The sequence below is a fragment of the Bacillus sp. FSL W8-0640 genome, assembly GCF_038007725.1.
GTDB lineage: Bacteria > Bacillota > Bacilli > Bacillales > Bacillaceae_G > Bacillus_A > Bacillus_A cereus.
In genome coordinates this window covers 3,978,690-3,992,582 of record NZ_JBBOXT010000001.1, presented here as the reverse complement: position 1 = coordinate 3,992,582, position 13,893 = coordinate 3,978,690, and the positions used below count along the sequence as shown (strand labels likewise).

Below are 13,893 nucleotides of genomic sequence, written 5' to 3'. Positions count from 1 at the left end.
TTGAAAACCTCCTTTTGTGAAATCGTATGAATCGCACAGGCTATTCATTTTGCATATACTGTTAGAAAATCATTGTAACATACCATACTAGTGTCATTTCAACACGGGAGGAGGGAAATTGTGACGATTGGAGAAATTATAGATGGTTTAAATAGACGTGAACCCATCGCTATTATAGCAAAACGTCTTGAAATAAGCCCGTATACATTATCGAAGAAATTAAGATTGATTGGATACGAATATGATGGAGAGCAGAAGAAACGTATTTTTGTAGGAGATGGAGAAGAACCACGTCACTTACAACTCCAAGAAGCGACCGCCCTTCAATATGAGAAAACAGATTATCAATTGTTAATTTATGAGCAATTACAAAGCATTTATGAATTATTAAGAAAAAGAGAAGAAGTAATTGTACCAATTATGAGTAAAAGTACAGAGAAGAAGAGACGAACCTTTTCTATTAATACAGAAATATTATCACAATTGGACCTTATATCAGAATCGAAAGGAATTCAAAAATCTAAACTTGTAGAAGAGGCGTTGCACCAATTTTTACAGCAATATGAAGTTGACAAAACATCACATTTTGATAACTAAAGAAAAGGATACTATGTTCATTGGAAGAACGAGTATCCTTTTTATGATGTATATTACGTATAAAATAGAGGATCAGTATAAATCCTTTATGGCGTGAAAAATGAAATTTATTATTAGAGAAACACTTAATTTACTTTTTGAATTCTTCCATCAATAACTGGCTGAATTGGTTCTTTTAATTGTTTTACGTAATCGACTAACGCTTCAAAGTCGTTTGGACCAGTTTCTGCATTTTTACCATTTTTAAATGATACGAATCCGTCACCGCCAGAAGCTAAGAAGGCATTTGCAACTACGCTATACATTTTAGATGGAGATAATTCTTCTCCGTTTGTTAAACGTATATTTGTAACTTTTTCACCGTTTGGTTTATTTGCATCCCACGTATATTGAATACCTGAAATTTGAAGCATTCTTGTTGTTCCTTTTTGCCATTGCTGATTTAAAATATCGCGAATGTCTTGACCTGTTAAATCTACTTTAATTAATTGATTTCCAAAAGGTTGAATGCCGTATAACTCACCCCACGTAATATCACCAGCATCTAAGTCATTACGAATGCCACCAGGATTCATGAGGGCGATTTGAGTTTGCATCGTTTGACGCTGAGCATCGGCAACTAAATTTCCAAGAGTGGACTCACCAGCATCATTTTGTTTACGGTCGATAGGTGCTGTAGATTTTCCGACTACTTCATTTACAAGTGGTGCAATTTTTTCTTTATATTGATCTAGTTTTTTCTTTACTTGTTTATCAGGTTCTACACCTTCATGATACGTTGTAACAACTTCAGCTTTTTTCTTTACAATATCCTTTGTTTTACGATCAATTGTTACATCCACGTCTGAGAAAGCCGTTCCGTATGAATTTGCTTGGACAATTAGTTTATTATTTACTGTACCATTTACATACGTATGACTATGTCCACCGAAAATAACATCAACTTCTGGGTCTGTTTCATTTGCAATTCGAGTAAGATCGCCATTTGTTACCCCAGACTCATCGGTTGTTCCACCGACATGAGCAAGAACGACGATAGATTTAACGCCGAGACGTTTTAATTGTTGTGTTGATTTATTAATTGCTTCTACTTCATCAGTAATTTGTACATTGTTAAGCATCGTAGGCATAACGACATTTGGTGTATCAGTTGTAACAACCCCAATGAATCCTACAGGAACACCATCTACCATTTTTACAGTAAACGGTGGTAAAAATAAGCGGCCAGTTGATTTGTTGTAGAAGTTAGCAGCTACATAGGGGAAGTTAGCCCCTTTGAAATTCCCTGTTTTTTCATGATATCCACCGTAAATGAGGCGTTGCATTTCATCAATACCTTCATCAAATTCATGGTTTCCGATTGTACCGACATCAAATTTTAAGTCATTTAAAAATTCAATTGTCGGTTCATCTTGTAATAATGCTGAAACTGGTGGACTAGCTCCGACGATATCACCAGCATGTACGAGAAGTGTATTAGGGTTTTGTTTTTTACGTTCTTTTAAATAAGTAGCTAAGTAATCAGCGCCACCAGCTTCTTTATTATTGATTTTTTTAACAGTATCTAGTTGTCCATGGAAATCATTAATACCAAGCATTTGTACGTCTATGTAGCGGTTTTGTTCAGTTGGATTCTGAGATGGGGGAGCGGCAAATACGCTTGAAAAAGTAATGGTGCTTAAAACAGCAACGGCAGGAATAATTTTTTTCCACATAATATAATTCTCCTTTTTTTATAATCTGACATCATACGACATAATTTTAATAGATTCATAGGATTATAGCTACACAAAAATTTAGTCTTTTCGAAAAATTAACATATTTACAAAAAGTGAATAATAGAGTGAAGACCTTTTTTTATTGTCGATTTCATCGTGTATCTACTATAATGGAGAAAAAAGTAAAAGGTGAGTAGCATGAAGAAAAAGAAACAAAGACAAATACAAAGACAATCACAAGTGAATCAACCGAAGAAAGAAACACTTACATTAGGCGATCAATTAAATGATTCACTCATGCAACAATTAAAGAGTAAGAAGAAAGAGTTGCAAGTGAGGGAAGAGGAAAAAGAGGCAGCTGAACTGGAAAGAAAGCGCCAAGAACAAAAAGAACGTGAAAAGAATAAATCATTTGAAGAACTGCTAAGTGAAAGTAACCTTACTTGGAAAGACTTTAAATAATAAAAAATGATCAGTGGTATTTCACTGATCATTTTTTGACGAGCTTGTAAGAAAAGGGGAGTTAGAATGAGAAAAATTATCGTTGTTCCACATGAAAACCATTGGAGTGAAAAATTTCAAATGGAGGCTGAAAGATTAAAAACAGCGATGCCAGAAACGGTGAAAATTCATCATATTGGAAGTACGTCAGTGCCCGGACTGGCAGCTAAACCTATTATTGATATGATCATGGAAGTAGAAAATATCGAAAGAGTAGATGGGTGGAATGAACGATTTATAGAGCTTGGTTACATCGTAAAAGGGGAAAATGGTATTTCAAGACGCCGATATTTTATTCATGGAACTGAAGAAAAACGTTCGTATCATTTACACGTGTTTGAAAAAGGAAATCCAGAGATTGTAAGGCATTTAGCGTTTCGTGATTATATGATGGCTCATTGTGAAGAAGCAGAGGCATATGCAACCTTAAAGAGAGAATTAGCCGAAAAGTATACATATGATGGCACGTTATATACGGAAGGGAAAAATGAGTTTGTGCGCAATGTGGATGAAAAAGCGAAAGAATGGAGAGAAAATAACTTAAATGAATGAGTTCACGTTATTTTTTAGCTATATAAAAGTGTTATGTAAACTGTACGTATGTTTTGACTTTTGGGATGAATCTTGTTGAAATAAAGTTGTGGCTTATAAAAAATGTAACAATGAAAGGGAGACGACTGTGCATATTCCAACAACTACACTTCATAATGGCGTGAAAATGCCGATGATTGGTCTAGGCGTATATAAAGCGAAAGAAGGAGACGAAGTAAAGCAAGCAGTAAAAACAGCGTTAGAAGTTGGATACCGTTCGATTGATACAGCAACTGTATATGAAAATGAAAGCGGTGTCGGAGAGGCGATACGTGAATCAGGAATTCCAAGAGAAGATATATTTATAACAACAAAAGTATGGAACGACGATCAAGGATATGAGGAGACACTCGAGGCGTTTGAAAAGAGTTTGAAAAAATTACAAATGGACTATGTAGATTTATATTTAATACATTGGCCGGTAAGAGGGAAGTATGTTGATACGTACCGAGCTTTGGAGAAATTGTATGAAGAAGGTAAAGTGCGCGCGATTGGTGTTTCTAATTTTCATAAACATCATTTAGAACTATTATTACCAAATTGCAAAGTGAAGCCGATGGTAAACCAAGTGGAACTTCATCCGATGTTGACGCAATTTGAGTTGCGCAATTATTGTCAAGATGAGCAAATTCAAATGGAAGCATGGAGTCCGTTAATGAGGGGCGGAGAAGTATTCCAGCATCCAATCATTCAGGCTATTGCTAACAAATATGAAAAAACACCTGCACAAGTTATATTAAGGTGGGATATTCAAAGCGGAATTGTTACAATTCCTAAATCTGTTACACCATCTCGTATTGAAGAAAACTTTACTATTTTTGATTTTGCACTAACTGAAGAAGAGATACGTCAAATTAACACGTTGAATCGTGATTTACATGTAGGAACGAATCCTGATAAATATGATACGTTATAAAAAAGACTGTCTCCTAATACTGGAGACAGTCTTCTGTTTATCGGTAATTCGATATTTTTAACGATGCAAAGCATATGTGTCATATTTAACAATCTTTTGAAGTTGTATATATTCTTCTTTCGTTAAAGGTAACTGTTGGCTAGCTCGTATATTTTCCTGTAATTGTTGAAGCGAGCTTGCACCGGGTATAACAGCTGCAACAGTCTTACTATGTAAGCAATATTGAATAGCTGTTCCTGTTAAAGAGCGTTCTCCAATCGTTTCTTTTACACTCGCTAGAGTTGTATGTAATTCATCGTAAGAATAAGAGAGATAATCCTTTTCCTTTACTCTTTCTATTTTTTTTGCATTGTTGTCAGTTAAAATTCCTTTTGCAAGTGGTCCGCGGGCAATGACGCTAATTTGGTGTTCATTCAGAAGGGGGAACCATTCTTCTGGACGACGATTTAAAAGGCTATATTCCATTAGTACACTAACGATGTTTGAGCGTTTTGCATACTCACGAACGACATTTGGGCGTATAGAAGAAATACCGTAATGGCGAATAATACCTTCCTTTTTCAATTCTTCAAAAGCTTCAATTGTTTCATCTATTGGATCTTCAGTCGTTCCGCCATGAAGTTGGTAAAGATCAATATAATCAGTTTGAAGTCTACGTAAACTTTCCTTTACTTCAGTTTTTATGTAAGCTTTAGAAGGATCCCAAGACCAGCCATTTTTTTCTTCTGTCCAACGATTTCCAACTTTCGTTGTAAGAACAATTTGGTCTCTTCTTCCCTTCAAGGCTTTTCCAACAAATTCTTCATTTAATCCGTAATCATATAAATCTGCTGTATCAAAAAAATTAATTCCTAAATCGATTGCTTCATCGATAATACGCATAGCTTCTGTTTCAGATGTACCGAGAGACATACAGCCAAGGCCCATTTCTGTAACAAACAAATCTGAGTTTCCTAATTGACGTTTTTTCATAGGTCAACCTCCTTACCTTTATTGTACGAGAGGGAAAAGAGGTTGACAAACGTTTACTTTTCGTTTCGCATTAACTGCCCGTAAAAGCATGATTAATGTTTCACTTTATTTGCTGTAATCCACTCTTGTACAGTTGTATACTCTTTGCTATATTGCTTTAGCTTATGGCGAATTTGCCATGCTTTTCCGACTAAAGTGACGCGATTTGGTAAAATATAAACTTTCATTTCTATCACGCTCCTTTCAATGTGGTAAAATGTATGAGGAAAGAATAGGAAATAGAACAGGGAGATGAAGTAGTATGAGTAATCTTGCAGAGAGAACAGTAAAAACTGAGCCGATTTTTGATGGTAGAGTTATAAAAGTTCGTGTTGATGATGTAGTATTACCAAATGGAGCAATGAGTAAACGTGAAATTGTAAATCACCCTGGTGCAGTTGCTATTATTGCTATTACTGATGAGGGGAAAATTGTGCTTGTTGAGCAGTATCGTAAAGCGCTTGAAAAGGCGATTATAGAAATTCCAGCTGGTAAGTTAGAACCTGGTGAAAAACCTGAGGTAACAGCAGTTCGTGAATTAGAAGAGGAAACAGGATATGTATGTGAAAATATGGAGCTCATTACTTCTTTTTATACATCTCCAGGATTCGCAGATGAAATTTTATATGTATATAAAGCGACAGGTTTGACAAAAAAAGAAAATAAAGCTGAGTTAGATGAAGATGAGTTTGTGGAATTAATGGAAGTATCGTTAGAAGAAGCGATTACTCTTATGAAAGATCTTCGTATTCATGATGCGAAGACGATGTTTGCAGTACAATATTTACAACTACAAAAATAAACACTCGCCAAAGGCGAGTGTTTTTTAATTGATTTTTGCATATACACGTGCATCACGTAAGCTACCATCTGGTGCTAGGAAATCATTTTCCATTGTACCTTCTAGAATGAATTCTAGACGTTCTGCTAAGCTACATGCATTTATATTTGTTGCATCAGTACGAATTTCAATTCTTCTAGCGCCTAGTTTATCAAAGGCGAACTGAATTGCACCTTTAACAGCTTCGGTCATATAGCCTTGTTTTGTATAGGCACTATGTAGCCAGAAGTGAAGTGAAAACTTTGGAATATCCCAGTTTTCAGGCTTTAGTGTAATTGCTCCGATGAATGTACCAGATACTTTATCGTATAAGTGAAAATCAAGTGTTTCACGAAGTAAAAACTGTCCGTGAGCTTCGCGAACAATTTCTTCAGCACTCTCTTCTGTTTCAGCGTTAATTGGTATCCACGGTACTAAGTCTTCTAGAGAAGCTTGGATTGCTTCATATACTTCTGCACCATCACCTGGAAATGGTTTACGAACTTGCAAGCGTTCAGTTTGAAATAATGTTGGAAAATCTAATAATAATGGTTTCAAGAGAAATCCCTCCTATTCTCTACTTTTTAGTTTAGCAAAGTAGAGCGGAATTTCAATGTTAATTCGTCATACTTTTTTCTTTCTTTCATACATTTTTAATAAGAGTGTGAACGGAGGGAAGAAAAATGTGGCGAAAAAATTGGCAAGACCGTGTAATGTCTCACATACAGGAAAACTCTTCATTATATATATTTAACGCCGTTTTATTATTGATGGGAGTAATATTCGGAGCTATTCTGGTGAATAGTTTACAAATCAATCAAAAACAAGATTTATCATTTTACTTACAACGTTTTTTTGGACAAGTCTCTAAAGGAGAATTTGCCATTGCGGGCGAAATGTTTCGAGAAAGTTACTTTTCGCAATTAAAATACATCGGATTTATTTGGATTTTAGGGATTTCAATTATTGGATTACCACTTATTTTTATTTTATTATTTGTAAAAGGAGTTGTCGTTGGATTTACAGTTGGTTTTTTAGTAAGTCAGCATGGATGGAATGGACTATTATTAGCATTTGTATCTGTTTTGCCACAAAATTTAATTATCATTCCAGTCTTTCTCGTTATGACAACTATTGCTGCAAGTTTTTCTTTACGGATGATTAGGCATCAATTTATTAGAAAAATAACCGAGCCACTATTACCATTATTAATCCGTTATACATGCTTCTTTCTCGTAATTGGAGTGGTGTTAGCACTTGCTTCTAGTGTGGAGGCTTACGCATCACCAGTTTTAATGAAAGAAGTCGTTGAGGCTATTAATAAAAAATAAATACTTTTTGAGAATAATTATCAATTTGTTTTTATTGTTTTTTTCTTTTGACAGAAGCCCTTCTTCTGATATAATGGTGTAAGAGTGGCGAGGAGGGAGTAGTACCGAATGGAAGAAAGAATTGAACGAATTAAGAAGCAATTACATGCAGCGAGCTACAAATTAACACCGCAACGTGAAGCAACAGTTCGTGTGCTGCTAGAAAATGAAGAAGATCATTTAAGCGCAGAAGATGTTTACCTCCTTGTAAAAGAAAAGTCGCCAGAGATCGGATTAGCAACCGTCTATCGAACTTTAGAACTATTATCTGAGTTAAAAGTTGTCGATAAGATTAACTTCGGAGACGGTGTTTCACGCTATGACTTACGCCAAGAAGGTGCGCAGCGTTTCCACCATCATTTGATTTGTACACAATGTGGTGCTGTACAAGAAATACAAGAAGATTTACTTGGTGAAGTGGAAAGGAAAGTAGAACGAGACTGGAGCTTTAAGGTGAAAGATCATCGTTTAACATTCCATGGGATTTGTAAAAATTGTCAAGAAAATGAAACGGATGAAAAATAACCTTTTCCTATTTATCTAGGAAGAGGTTTTTTATTTGAATAAGGTATAAATTGGTGAAAGCTTGGCATATGTTGTAATAACTTATATTTTGGAGGAATTTACAATGCGCCGAGCTTTAAAATTAACTTTTGATGGAATAAAAGTATTTTTATTATTTACAAGTTGTACGATTTTGTTTTATTTCGCTATACTATGGATAAATGAAGAATATGAAAGCTATCATCGTTATGAAAAACCTAAAGAAGAGACTGTAGAAAAAGTATCAGGGAATGAAGAACCGGCAAAGGATGCTTTCGTAAATAGAATGATGTTTTTCTATGAAAATGGGGAGTAGTGTAGAGTGGAAGATCAATTAAAAGATTTTATTCATTATATGGTTGTCGAAAAAGGATTAGCAAAGAATACAGTAGTATCTTATGAACGGGATTTAAAAAGCTACGTAAAGTATTTGCAAAATGTGGAACAGACGAAAACTTTTCATGAAGTGACCCGTTTACACATTGTTAACTTTTTGCAGTATTTAAAAGAGAACGGAAAATCTTCGAAAACATTAGCGCGTCATATCGCATCAATTCGTTCGTTCCACCAATTTTTACTTCGTGAACGAGCGGTAGAACACGATCCATCCGTACATATTGAAACGCCACAAGGGGAACGGAAATTACCAAAAGTATTATCAGTTGATGAAGTAGAGGCGTTACTTCAAACACCAAAAATGACAAGTGCTTTTGGGATTCGTGATAAGGCGATGCTAGAGTTACTGTATGCGACAGGACTTCGTGTTTCAGAATTGATTGCACTCAATTTAGAAGATGTACATTTAACGATGGGATTTGTTCGTTGCATAGGGAAAGGGAATAAAGAAAGAATTATTCCACTAGGAAGTTTAGCAACGGAAGCGATTCAAAAGTATATTGAAAAAGGAAGAAGAGAATTAATGGGGAAAAAAGTAGTAGATGCACTCTTTTTAAACCATCATGGTAATCGTTTATCAAGACAAGGATTTTGGAAAATATTAAAACGATTAGCGAAAGAAGCAAATATTGAAAAAGAGCTTACACCTCATACGTTGCGTCACTCGTTTGCTACGCACTTATTAGAAAATGGAGCAGATTTACGTGCTGTACAAGAAATGCTTGGACATGCAGATATTTCAACGACTCAAATCTATACGCACGTTTCAAAAACTAGATTAAAAGATGTATATAAACAGTTTCATCCGAGAGCATAGTTACTATGCTCTTTTTTCATAGATTAAGAGGGGAAGACCGCTTCACAGAAACTTCACAAACATTTCGTATATTGTTTTCAGCAGAAGACTGGAATATTACAATGTATTTCCTCTATACTAAATAAAGTATAAAGGAGGAAATGATGATGAAAAAACTGATTATAACTTTATTTATCGCGATGCTAGCGTTGGCTGGCTGTAATACAAACAAAGAAGAACCGAAAAAAGAACAGAAACTTGAAGCTGTAAAAGTAGCAGTACAAACAAATCCGAAAGAAATTAAACCAGGTGAAAAAACAGAAGTACAAGCACTTGTTACACAAGGGAAAGAAAAAGTAACGGATGCCGATGATGTAAAGTTTGAAATTTGGAAAGATGGCGACGAAAAACACGAGATGTTAGATGGTAAGCATAAAGGAAAAGGTGTTTATGCAGTAGAGAAAACATTCGAAACGGATGGAGTATACCATATTATCGCTCACACAAATGCACGTGAAATGCACGTTATGCCAGAAGTAAAAGTTGCTGTAGGAAATGCGAAAGTAGAAGATGCAAAAAAAGAAAATAGTGATCACAGTGCAGGACATGGAGATCATAAAAGTGACACAATGATCCATCTTATGGCTGGAGACATAAAGGCAAATGCTGAATCTACAATGAAAGTTCATTTAAAGCAAAAAGAAGAAGCATTAACTGGTGCTGAAGTACAACTAGAGATTTGGAAAGATGGTGTTGAAAAACACGAATTTATTCCAGCGAAAGAAGGAAATAAAGGAGAGTATGAAACGAAACATACTTTCAAAGAGAACGGTGCTTACAAAGTGAAAGTACATGTAAGAAAAGGCGAATTGCATGAACATAAAGAAGAAACAATAGAAGTAAAATAAAAAGTAGCTCTTTAGAGCTACTTTTTATTTTTAATATGAAGAAATAAATCATAAAAAAATTAGCACTTCGTTGCAGAATGGATTACAATAGAAGTGTGAAGAAAATGAGAAATTCTACGAAAATGTATTAAAAAGAAAGCGTAAACATGTTATGATATCAGTATCAGATGTCTGACATCTGACTTAGAAAAAACTAGAAATGTTTTTGAATCGTTTCAAGTAAACGAAATAGGTTAGAAAATGATTTAAAGAAGTACTGTTTGACAATGAGAATTCTTTTTGATAACAGTTTCACTTTATAGCGTTTTGAACATACTACAAGAAGTAGAACTGAACTTATAGGAGGGCGCAGTTATGAATAAATATAAACGTATATTCCTAGTCGTAATGGACTCTGTGGGAATCGGTGAAGCACCAGATGCTGAGCAATTTGGTGATTTAGGATCTGACACAATTGGTCACATTGCTGAACATATGAATGGGTTACAAATGCCTAACATGGTGAAATTAGGTCTTGGTAACATTCGAGAAATGAAAGGTATCTCTAAAGTAGAGAAACCACTTGGATATTACACAAAAATGCAAGAGAAATCTACTGGTAAAGATACAATGACAGGTCACTGGGAAATCATGGGCCTTTACATTGATACACCATTCCAAGTGTTCCCGGAAGGATTCCCGAAAGAATTACTTGATGAATTAGAAGAAAAAACAGGCCGTAAAATTATCGGTAATAAGCCAGCTTCTGGAACTGAGATTCTTGATGAACTTGGTCAAGAGCAAATGGAAACAGGCTCTTTAATCGTTTATACTTCTGCTGATAGCGTATTGCAAATTGCAGCACACGAAGAAGTAGTGCCACTTGATGAGTTATATAAAATCTGTAAAATTGCACGTGAATTAACATTAGATGAGAAATACATGGTAGGTCGTGTTATTGCTCGTCCATTCGTTGGTGAACCTGGAAACTTTACACGTACACCAAACCGTCATGACTATGCATTAAAACCATTCGGCCGTACAGTAATGAATGAATTAAAAGATAGTGACTACGATGTAATTGCTATCGGTAAAATCTCTGATATTTATGATGGTGAAGGGGTAACTGAATCACTTCGTACGAAGTCTAACATGGATGGAATGGATAAGCTTGTAGATACATTAAATATGGACTTTACAGGTCTTAGCTTCTTAAACTTAGTTGACTTTGATGCATTATTCGGCCATCGCCGTGATCCACAAGGATACGGAGAAGCTCTGCAAGAATATGATGCACGTCTTCCAGAAGTATTCGCAAAACTAAAAGAAGATGATCTATTATTAATTACAGCAGACCACGGTAATGATCCAATTCACCCTGGTACTGACCATACACGTGAATATGTACCATTATTGGCATATAGCCCAAGCATGAAAGAAGGCGGACAAGAATTACCACTTCGTCAAACATTTGCTGATATTGGTGCAACAGTAGCAGAAAACTTCGGTGTGAAAATGCCAGAATACGGAACAAGCTTCTTAAACGAGCTAAAGAAATAGGGGGATAAACAAATGAATCGTGAACTTATTACAAAATCAGCTTCATACTTAAAAGAGAAATTTCAAGAGACACCACAAGTAGGACTAATCCTTGGATCAGGACTAGGTGTATTAGCAGACGAAATTGAGAACGCAGTAACAGTACCTTACAGTGAAATCCCTGAATTCCCAGTATCAACTGTAGAAGGCCATGCAGGTCAACTAGTATTTGGTACACTTCAAGGTGTAACAGTAGTAGCAATGCAAGGACGTTTCCACTTCTATGAAGGATACGACATGCAAAAAGTAACATTCCCAGTTCGTGTTATGAAAGAACTAGGTGTAGAAACAGTAGTTGTAACAAACGCAGCTGGTGGTGTAAATACATCATTTGAGCCAGGCGATCTTATGTTAATTTCAGACCACATTAACTTCATGGGTACGAATCCATTAATCGGACCGAATGATTCTGAAATGGGCGTACGTTTCCCTGATATGTCTACATCATATACAGTAGAACTTCGCGAAATGGCGAAACAAGTTGCAGCAGACTTAAATATTAAAGTACAAGAAGGTGTATACGTAGGAATGACAGGTCCTGTATATGAAACACCTGCTGAAATTCGTATGCTTCGTACACTTGGCGGAGATGCAGTTGGTATGTCAACAGTACCTGAAGTAATTGTAGCGCGTCATGCTGGTATGAAAGTGTTAGGTATTTCTTGTATTTCAAATATGGCAGCTGGTATTTTAGATCAACCACTTCACCACGATGAAGTAATTGAAACGACAGAACGTGTTAAAGCTAACTTCTTAGCATTAGTAAAAGCAATCGTAAAACAAATGAAGGGGTGACTTCACAATGAGAATGGTGGACCTAATTGCAAAAAAACGTGACGGACATGCATTAACGACAGAAGAAATTAACTTTATTGTTGAAGGATATACGAATGGTGATATTCCTGATTATCAAGTAAGTTCACTTGCAATGGCAATTTTCTTCCAAGATATGAACGATCAAGAGCGTGCCGATTTAACGATGGCAATGGTAAATAGCGGTGATACAATCGACTTATCAGCTATTGAAGGTGTAAAAGTAGATAAGCATTCAACAGGTGGTGTTGGTGATACAACGACACTTGTATTAGGTCCATTAGTAGCCGCTTTAGATGTACCAGTAGCGAAAATGTCTGGACGCGGTTTAGGGCATACTGGTGGTACAATTGATAAATTAGAAGCAGTTCCAGGATTCCATGTGGAAATTGAAAACGATGAATTCATGCGTCTTGTAAATGAAAACAAAATCGCTGTTATCGGTCAAAGTGGTAACTTAACACCTGCTGATAAAAAGCTATATGCACTTCGTGATGTGACAGCAACAGTAAACTCAATTCCGCTTATTGCAAGTTCGATTATGAGTAAAAAAATTGCTGCTGGTGCAGATGCAATTGTTCTTGATGTAAAAACTGGAGCAGGTGCATTTATGAAAACGGATGAAGATGCAAAACGTTTAGCAGAAGCAATGGTACGCATCGGTAATAACGTTGGTCGTAACACGATGGCAGTTATTTCTGATATGAGTCAACCACTCGGTGAAGCTATCGGTAACGCATTAGAAGTTCAAGAAGCAATTGATACATTACAAGGTAAAGGGCCGAAAGATTTAGAAGAGCTATGTTTAACACTTGGAAGTCAAATGGTGTACCTTGCTGGACAAGCTTCATCTTTAGAAGATGCACGTGAAAAGCTAATTGAAGTAATGAACAACGGAAAAGCGCTAGAATCATTTAAAACGTTCTTATCAGCGCAAGGCGGCGACGCATCTGTTGTTGATGACCCTTCTAAATTGCCACAAGCACAATTTAAAATTGAAGTGGAAGCGAAAGAAGACGGATATGTATCAGAAATCGTTGCAGACGAAATCGGAACAGCAGCAATGCTTTTAGGAGCAGGACGTGCAACGAAAGAGTCTGAAATTGATTTAGCAGTTGGTCTAATGCTGCGCAAAAAAGTAGGCGATAGCGTGAAGCAAGGTGAATCTCTCGTTACAATTTACGCAAACCGCGAAAATGTTGAAGATGTAAAAGCGAAAATTTATGAGAACATGAAGATCTCTAAAGAACACGTAGATGCACCAACTTTAGTACACGGTATCGTAACGAAGTAATAAAAAAAAGCTGAGGAGATTTCTCCTTGGCTTTTTTTACT

Annotated in this window: 17 protein-coding genes; 13 read left to right on the top strand and 4 right to left on the bottom strand. The window is 35.9% G+C overall.

What is annotated here, in order from left to right:
* Positions 1–120: 120 nt before the first annotated feature.
* Entirely contained in the window at positions 121–597 is a 477-nt protein-coding gene (locus N2V80_RS20525) for a ribbon-helix-helix domain-containing protein (RefSeq protein ID WP_000151926.1), read from the top strand.
* Positions 598–722: 125 nt separating this feature from the next.
* Here N2V80_RS20525 and N2V80_RS20520 read toward each other — a convergent pair whose 3' ends face one another.
* A complete protein-coding gene (locus tag N2V80_RS20520; RefSeq protein ID WP_000265560.1) occupies positions 723–2,312 on the bottom strand; it encodes a bifunctional metallophosphatase/5'-nucleotidase in 1,590 nt (529 codons plus the stop codon).
* Positions 2,313–2,513: 201 nt separating this feature from the next.
* On the opposite strand from N2V80_RS20520, the gene N2V80_RS20515 reads away from it, so the two are divergent.
* From N2V80_RS20515 to N2V80_RS20505, 3 genes are all read left to right on the top strand, one after another.
* On the top strand, positions 2,514–2,777 hold the full coding sequence (locus tag N2V80_RS20515) for a YqkE family protein (protein ID WP_000727548.1): 264 nt from the start codon (positions 2,514–2,516) through the stop codon (positions 2,775–2,777).
* A 66-nt stretch (positions 2,778–2,843) separates the two neighbouring features.
* A complete protein-coding gene (locus N2V80_RS20510; protein WP_001226445.1) occupies positions 2,844–3,368 on the top strand; it encodes a GrpB family protein in 525 nt (174 codons plus the stop codon).
* A 127-nt stretch (positions 3,369–3,495) separates the two neighbouring features.
* Positions 3,496–4,323, top strand: a complete 828-nt coding sequence (locus N2V80_RS20505; protein WP_000547991.1) for an aldo/keto reductase — start codon at positions 3,496–3,498, stop codon at positions 4,321–4,323.
* Positions 4,324–4,380: 57 nt separating this feature from the next.
* On the opposite strand, the gene N2V80_RS20500 is transcribed toward N2V80_RS20505, so the two are convergent.
* Both N2V80_RS20500 and mciZ read right to left on the bottom strand, forming a co-directional pair.
* Positions 4,381–5,295, bottom strand: a complete 915-nt coding sequence (locus N2V80_RS20500) for an aldo/keto reductase (RefSeq protein ID WP_000747227.1) — start codon at positions 5,293–5,295, stop codon at positions 4,381–4,383.
* Positions 5,296–5,387: 92 nt separating this feature from the next.
* The gene (mciZ, locus tag N2V80_RS20495) at positions 5,388–5,522 is read right to left on the bottom strand and encodes a Z-ring formation inhibitor MciZ (protein WP_000870302.1); all 135 of its coding nucleotides are present in this window, start codon (positions 5,520–5,522) and stop codon (positions 5,388–5,390) included.
* 74 nt (positions 5,523–5,596) lie between these two features.
* Here mciZ and N2V80_RS20490 point away from each other — a divergent pair, with 74 nt between their 5' ends.
* Positions 5,597–6,136: an NUDIX hydrolase gene (locus tag N2V80_RS20490; protein WP_000067041.1), complete on the top strand. Its 540-nt coding sequence runs from the start codon at positions 5,597–5,599 to the stop codon at positions 6,134–6,136.
* Between the two features lie 24 nt (positions 6,137–6,160).
* Here N2V80_RS20490 and N2V80_RS20485 read toward each other — a convergent pair whose 3' ends face one another.
* Entirely contained in the window at positions 6,161–6,712 is a 552-nt protein-coding gene (locus tag N2V80_RS20485) for a GNAT family N-acetyltransferase (protein WP_000803479.1), read from the bottom strand.
* A gap of 155 nt (positions 6,713–6,867) precedes the next feature.
* Between N2V80_RS20485 and spoIIM the strand changes: the two genes are divergently transcribed.
* The 8 genes from spoIIM to N2V80_RS20445 all read left to right on the top strand — a co-directional run bounded on the left by spoIIM (position 6,868) and on the right by N2V80_RS20445 (position 13,852).
* Positions 6,868–7,485: a stage II sporulation protein M gene (gene spoIIM / locus N2V80_RS20480; protein ID WP_013142149.1), complete on the top strand. Its 618-nt coding sequence runs from the start codon at positions 6,868–6,870 to the stop codon at positions 7,483–7,485.
* Between the two features lie 108 nt (positions 7,486–7,593).
* On the top strand, positions 7,594–8,049 hold the full coding sequence (fur, locus tag N2V80_RS20475; protein ID WP_000392657.1) for a ferric iron uptake transcriptional regulator: 456 nt from the start codon (positions 7,594–7,596) through the stop codon (positions 8,047–8,049).
* Between the two features lie 103 nt (positions 8,050–8,152).
* Positions 8,153–8,383: a YqzK family protein gene (locus tag N2V80_RS20470; RefSeq protein ID WP_001250432.1), complete on the top strand. Its 231-nt coding sequence runs from the start codon at positions 8,153–8,155 to the stop codon at positions 8,381–8,383.
* 6 nt (positions 8,384–8,389) lie between these two features.
* Positions 8,390–9,280 (top strand): site-specific tyrosine recombinase XerD, encoded by an 891-nt coding sequence (gene xerD / locus N2V80_RS20465; RefSeq protein ID WP_000390088.1) that lies wholly within the window; start codon positions 8,390–8,392, stop codon positions 9,278–9,280.
* 146 nt (positions 9,281–9,426) lie between these two features.
* Positions 9,427–10,167 (top strand): FixH family protein, encoded by a 741-nt coding sequence (locus N2V80_RS20460; protein WP_000733456.1) that lies wholly within the window; start codon positions 9,427–9,429, stop codon positions 10,165–10,167.
* 354 nt (positions 10,168–10,521) lie between these two features.
* Positions 10,522–11,706, top strand: coding sequence for a phosphopentomutase (gene deoB, locus N2V80_RS20455; RefSeq protein WP_001046079.1), 1,185 nt, complete (start codon positions 10,522–10,524; stop codon positions 11,704–11,706).
* A gap of 12 nt (positions 11,707–11,718) precedes the next feature.
* Positions 11,719–12,540, top strand: a complete 822-nt coding sequence (locus N2V80_RS20450; protein WP_001078446.1) for a purine-nucleoside phosphorylase — start codon at positions 11,719–11,721, stop codon at positions 12,538–12,540.
* A 7-nt stretch (positions 12,541–12,547) separates the two neighbouring features.
* Complete coding sequence (locus N2V80_RS20445; RefSeq protein WP_001243069.1) at positions 12,548–13,852, top strand: pyrimidine-nucleoside phosphorylase; 1,305 nt, start codon at positions 12,548–12,550, stop codon at positions 13,850–13,852.
* Positions 13,853–13,893 lie beyond the last annotated feature (41 nt).

Bases quoted from the DNA above. Each gene is read 5' to 3' on its own strand.
- N2V80_RS20520 (WP_000265560.1), bottom strand. From the start codon at position 2,312: ATGTGGAAAAAAATTATTCCTGCCGTTGCTGTTTTAAGCACCATTACT.
- N2V80_RS20515 (WP_000727548.1), top strand. From the start codon at position 2,514: ATGAAGAAAAAGAAACAAAGACAAATACAAAGACAATCACAAGTGAAT.
- N2V80_RS20510 (WP_001226445.1), top strand. From the start codon at position 2,844: ATGAGAAAAATTATCGTTGTTCCACATGAAAACCATTGGAGTGAAAAA.
- N2V80_RS20500 (WP_000747227.1), bottom strand. From the start codon at position 5,295: ATGAAAAAACGTCAATTAGGAAACTCAGATTTGTTTGTTACAGAAATG.
- mciZ (WP_000870302.1), bottom strand. From the start codon at position 5,522: ATGAAAGTTTATATTTTACCAAATCGCGTCACTTTAGTCGGAAAAGCA.
- N2V80_RS20490 (WP_000067041.1), top strand. From the start codon at position 5,597: ATGAGTAATCTTGCAGAGAGAACAGTAAAAACTGAGCCGATTTTTGAT.
- spoIIM (WP_013142149.1), top strand. From the start codon at position 6,868: ATGTCTCACATACAGGAAAACTCTTCATTATATATATTTAACGCCGTT.
- fur (WP_000392657.1), top strand. From the start codon at position 7,594: ATGGAAGAAAGAATTGAACGAATTAAGAAGCAATTACATGCAGCGAGC.
- N2V80_RS20470 (WP_001250432.1), top strand. From the start codon at position 8,153: ATGCGCCGAGCTTTAAAATTAACTTTTGATGGAATAAAAGTATTTTTA.
- N2V80_RS20460 (WP_000733456.1), top strand. From the start codon at position 9,427: ATGAAAAAACTGATTATAACTTTATTTATCGCGATGCTAGCGTTGGCT.
- deoB (WP_001046079.1), top strand. From the start codon at position 10,522: ATGAATAAATATAAACGTATATTCCTAGTCGTAATGGACTCTGTGGGA.
- N2V80_RS20450 (WP_001078446.1), top strand. From the start codon at position 11,719: ATGAATCGTGAACTTATTACAAAATCAGCTTCATACTTAAAAGAGAAA.
- N2V80_RS20445 (WP_001243069.1), top strand. From the start codon at position 12,548: ATGAGAATGGTGGACCTAATTGCAAAAAAACGTGACGGACATGCATTA.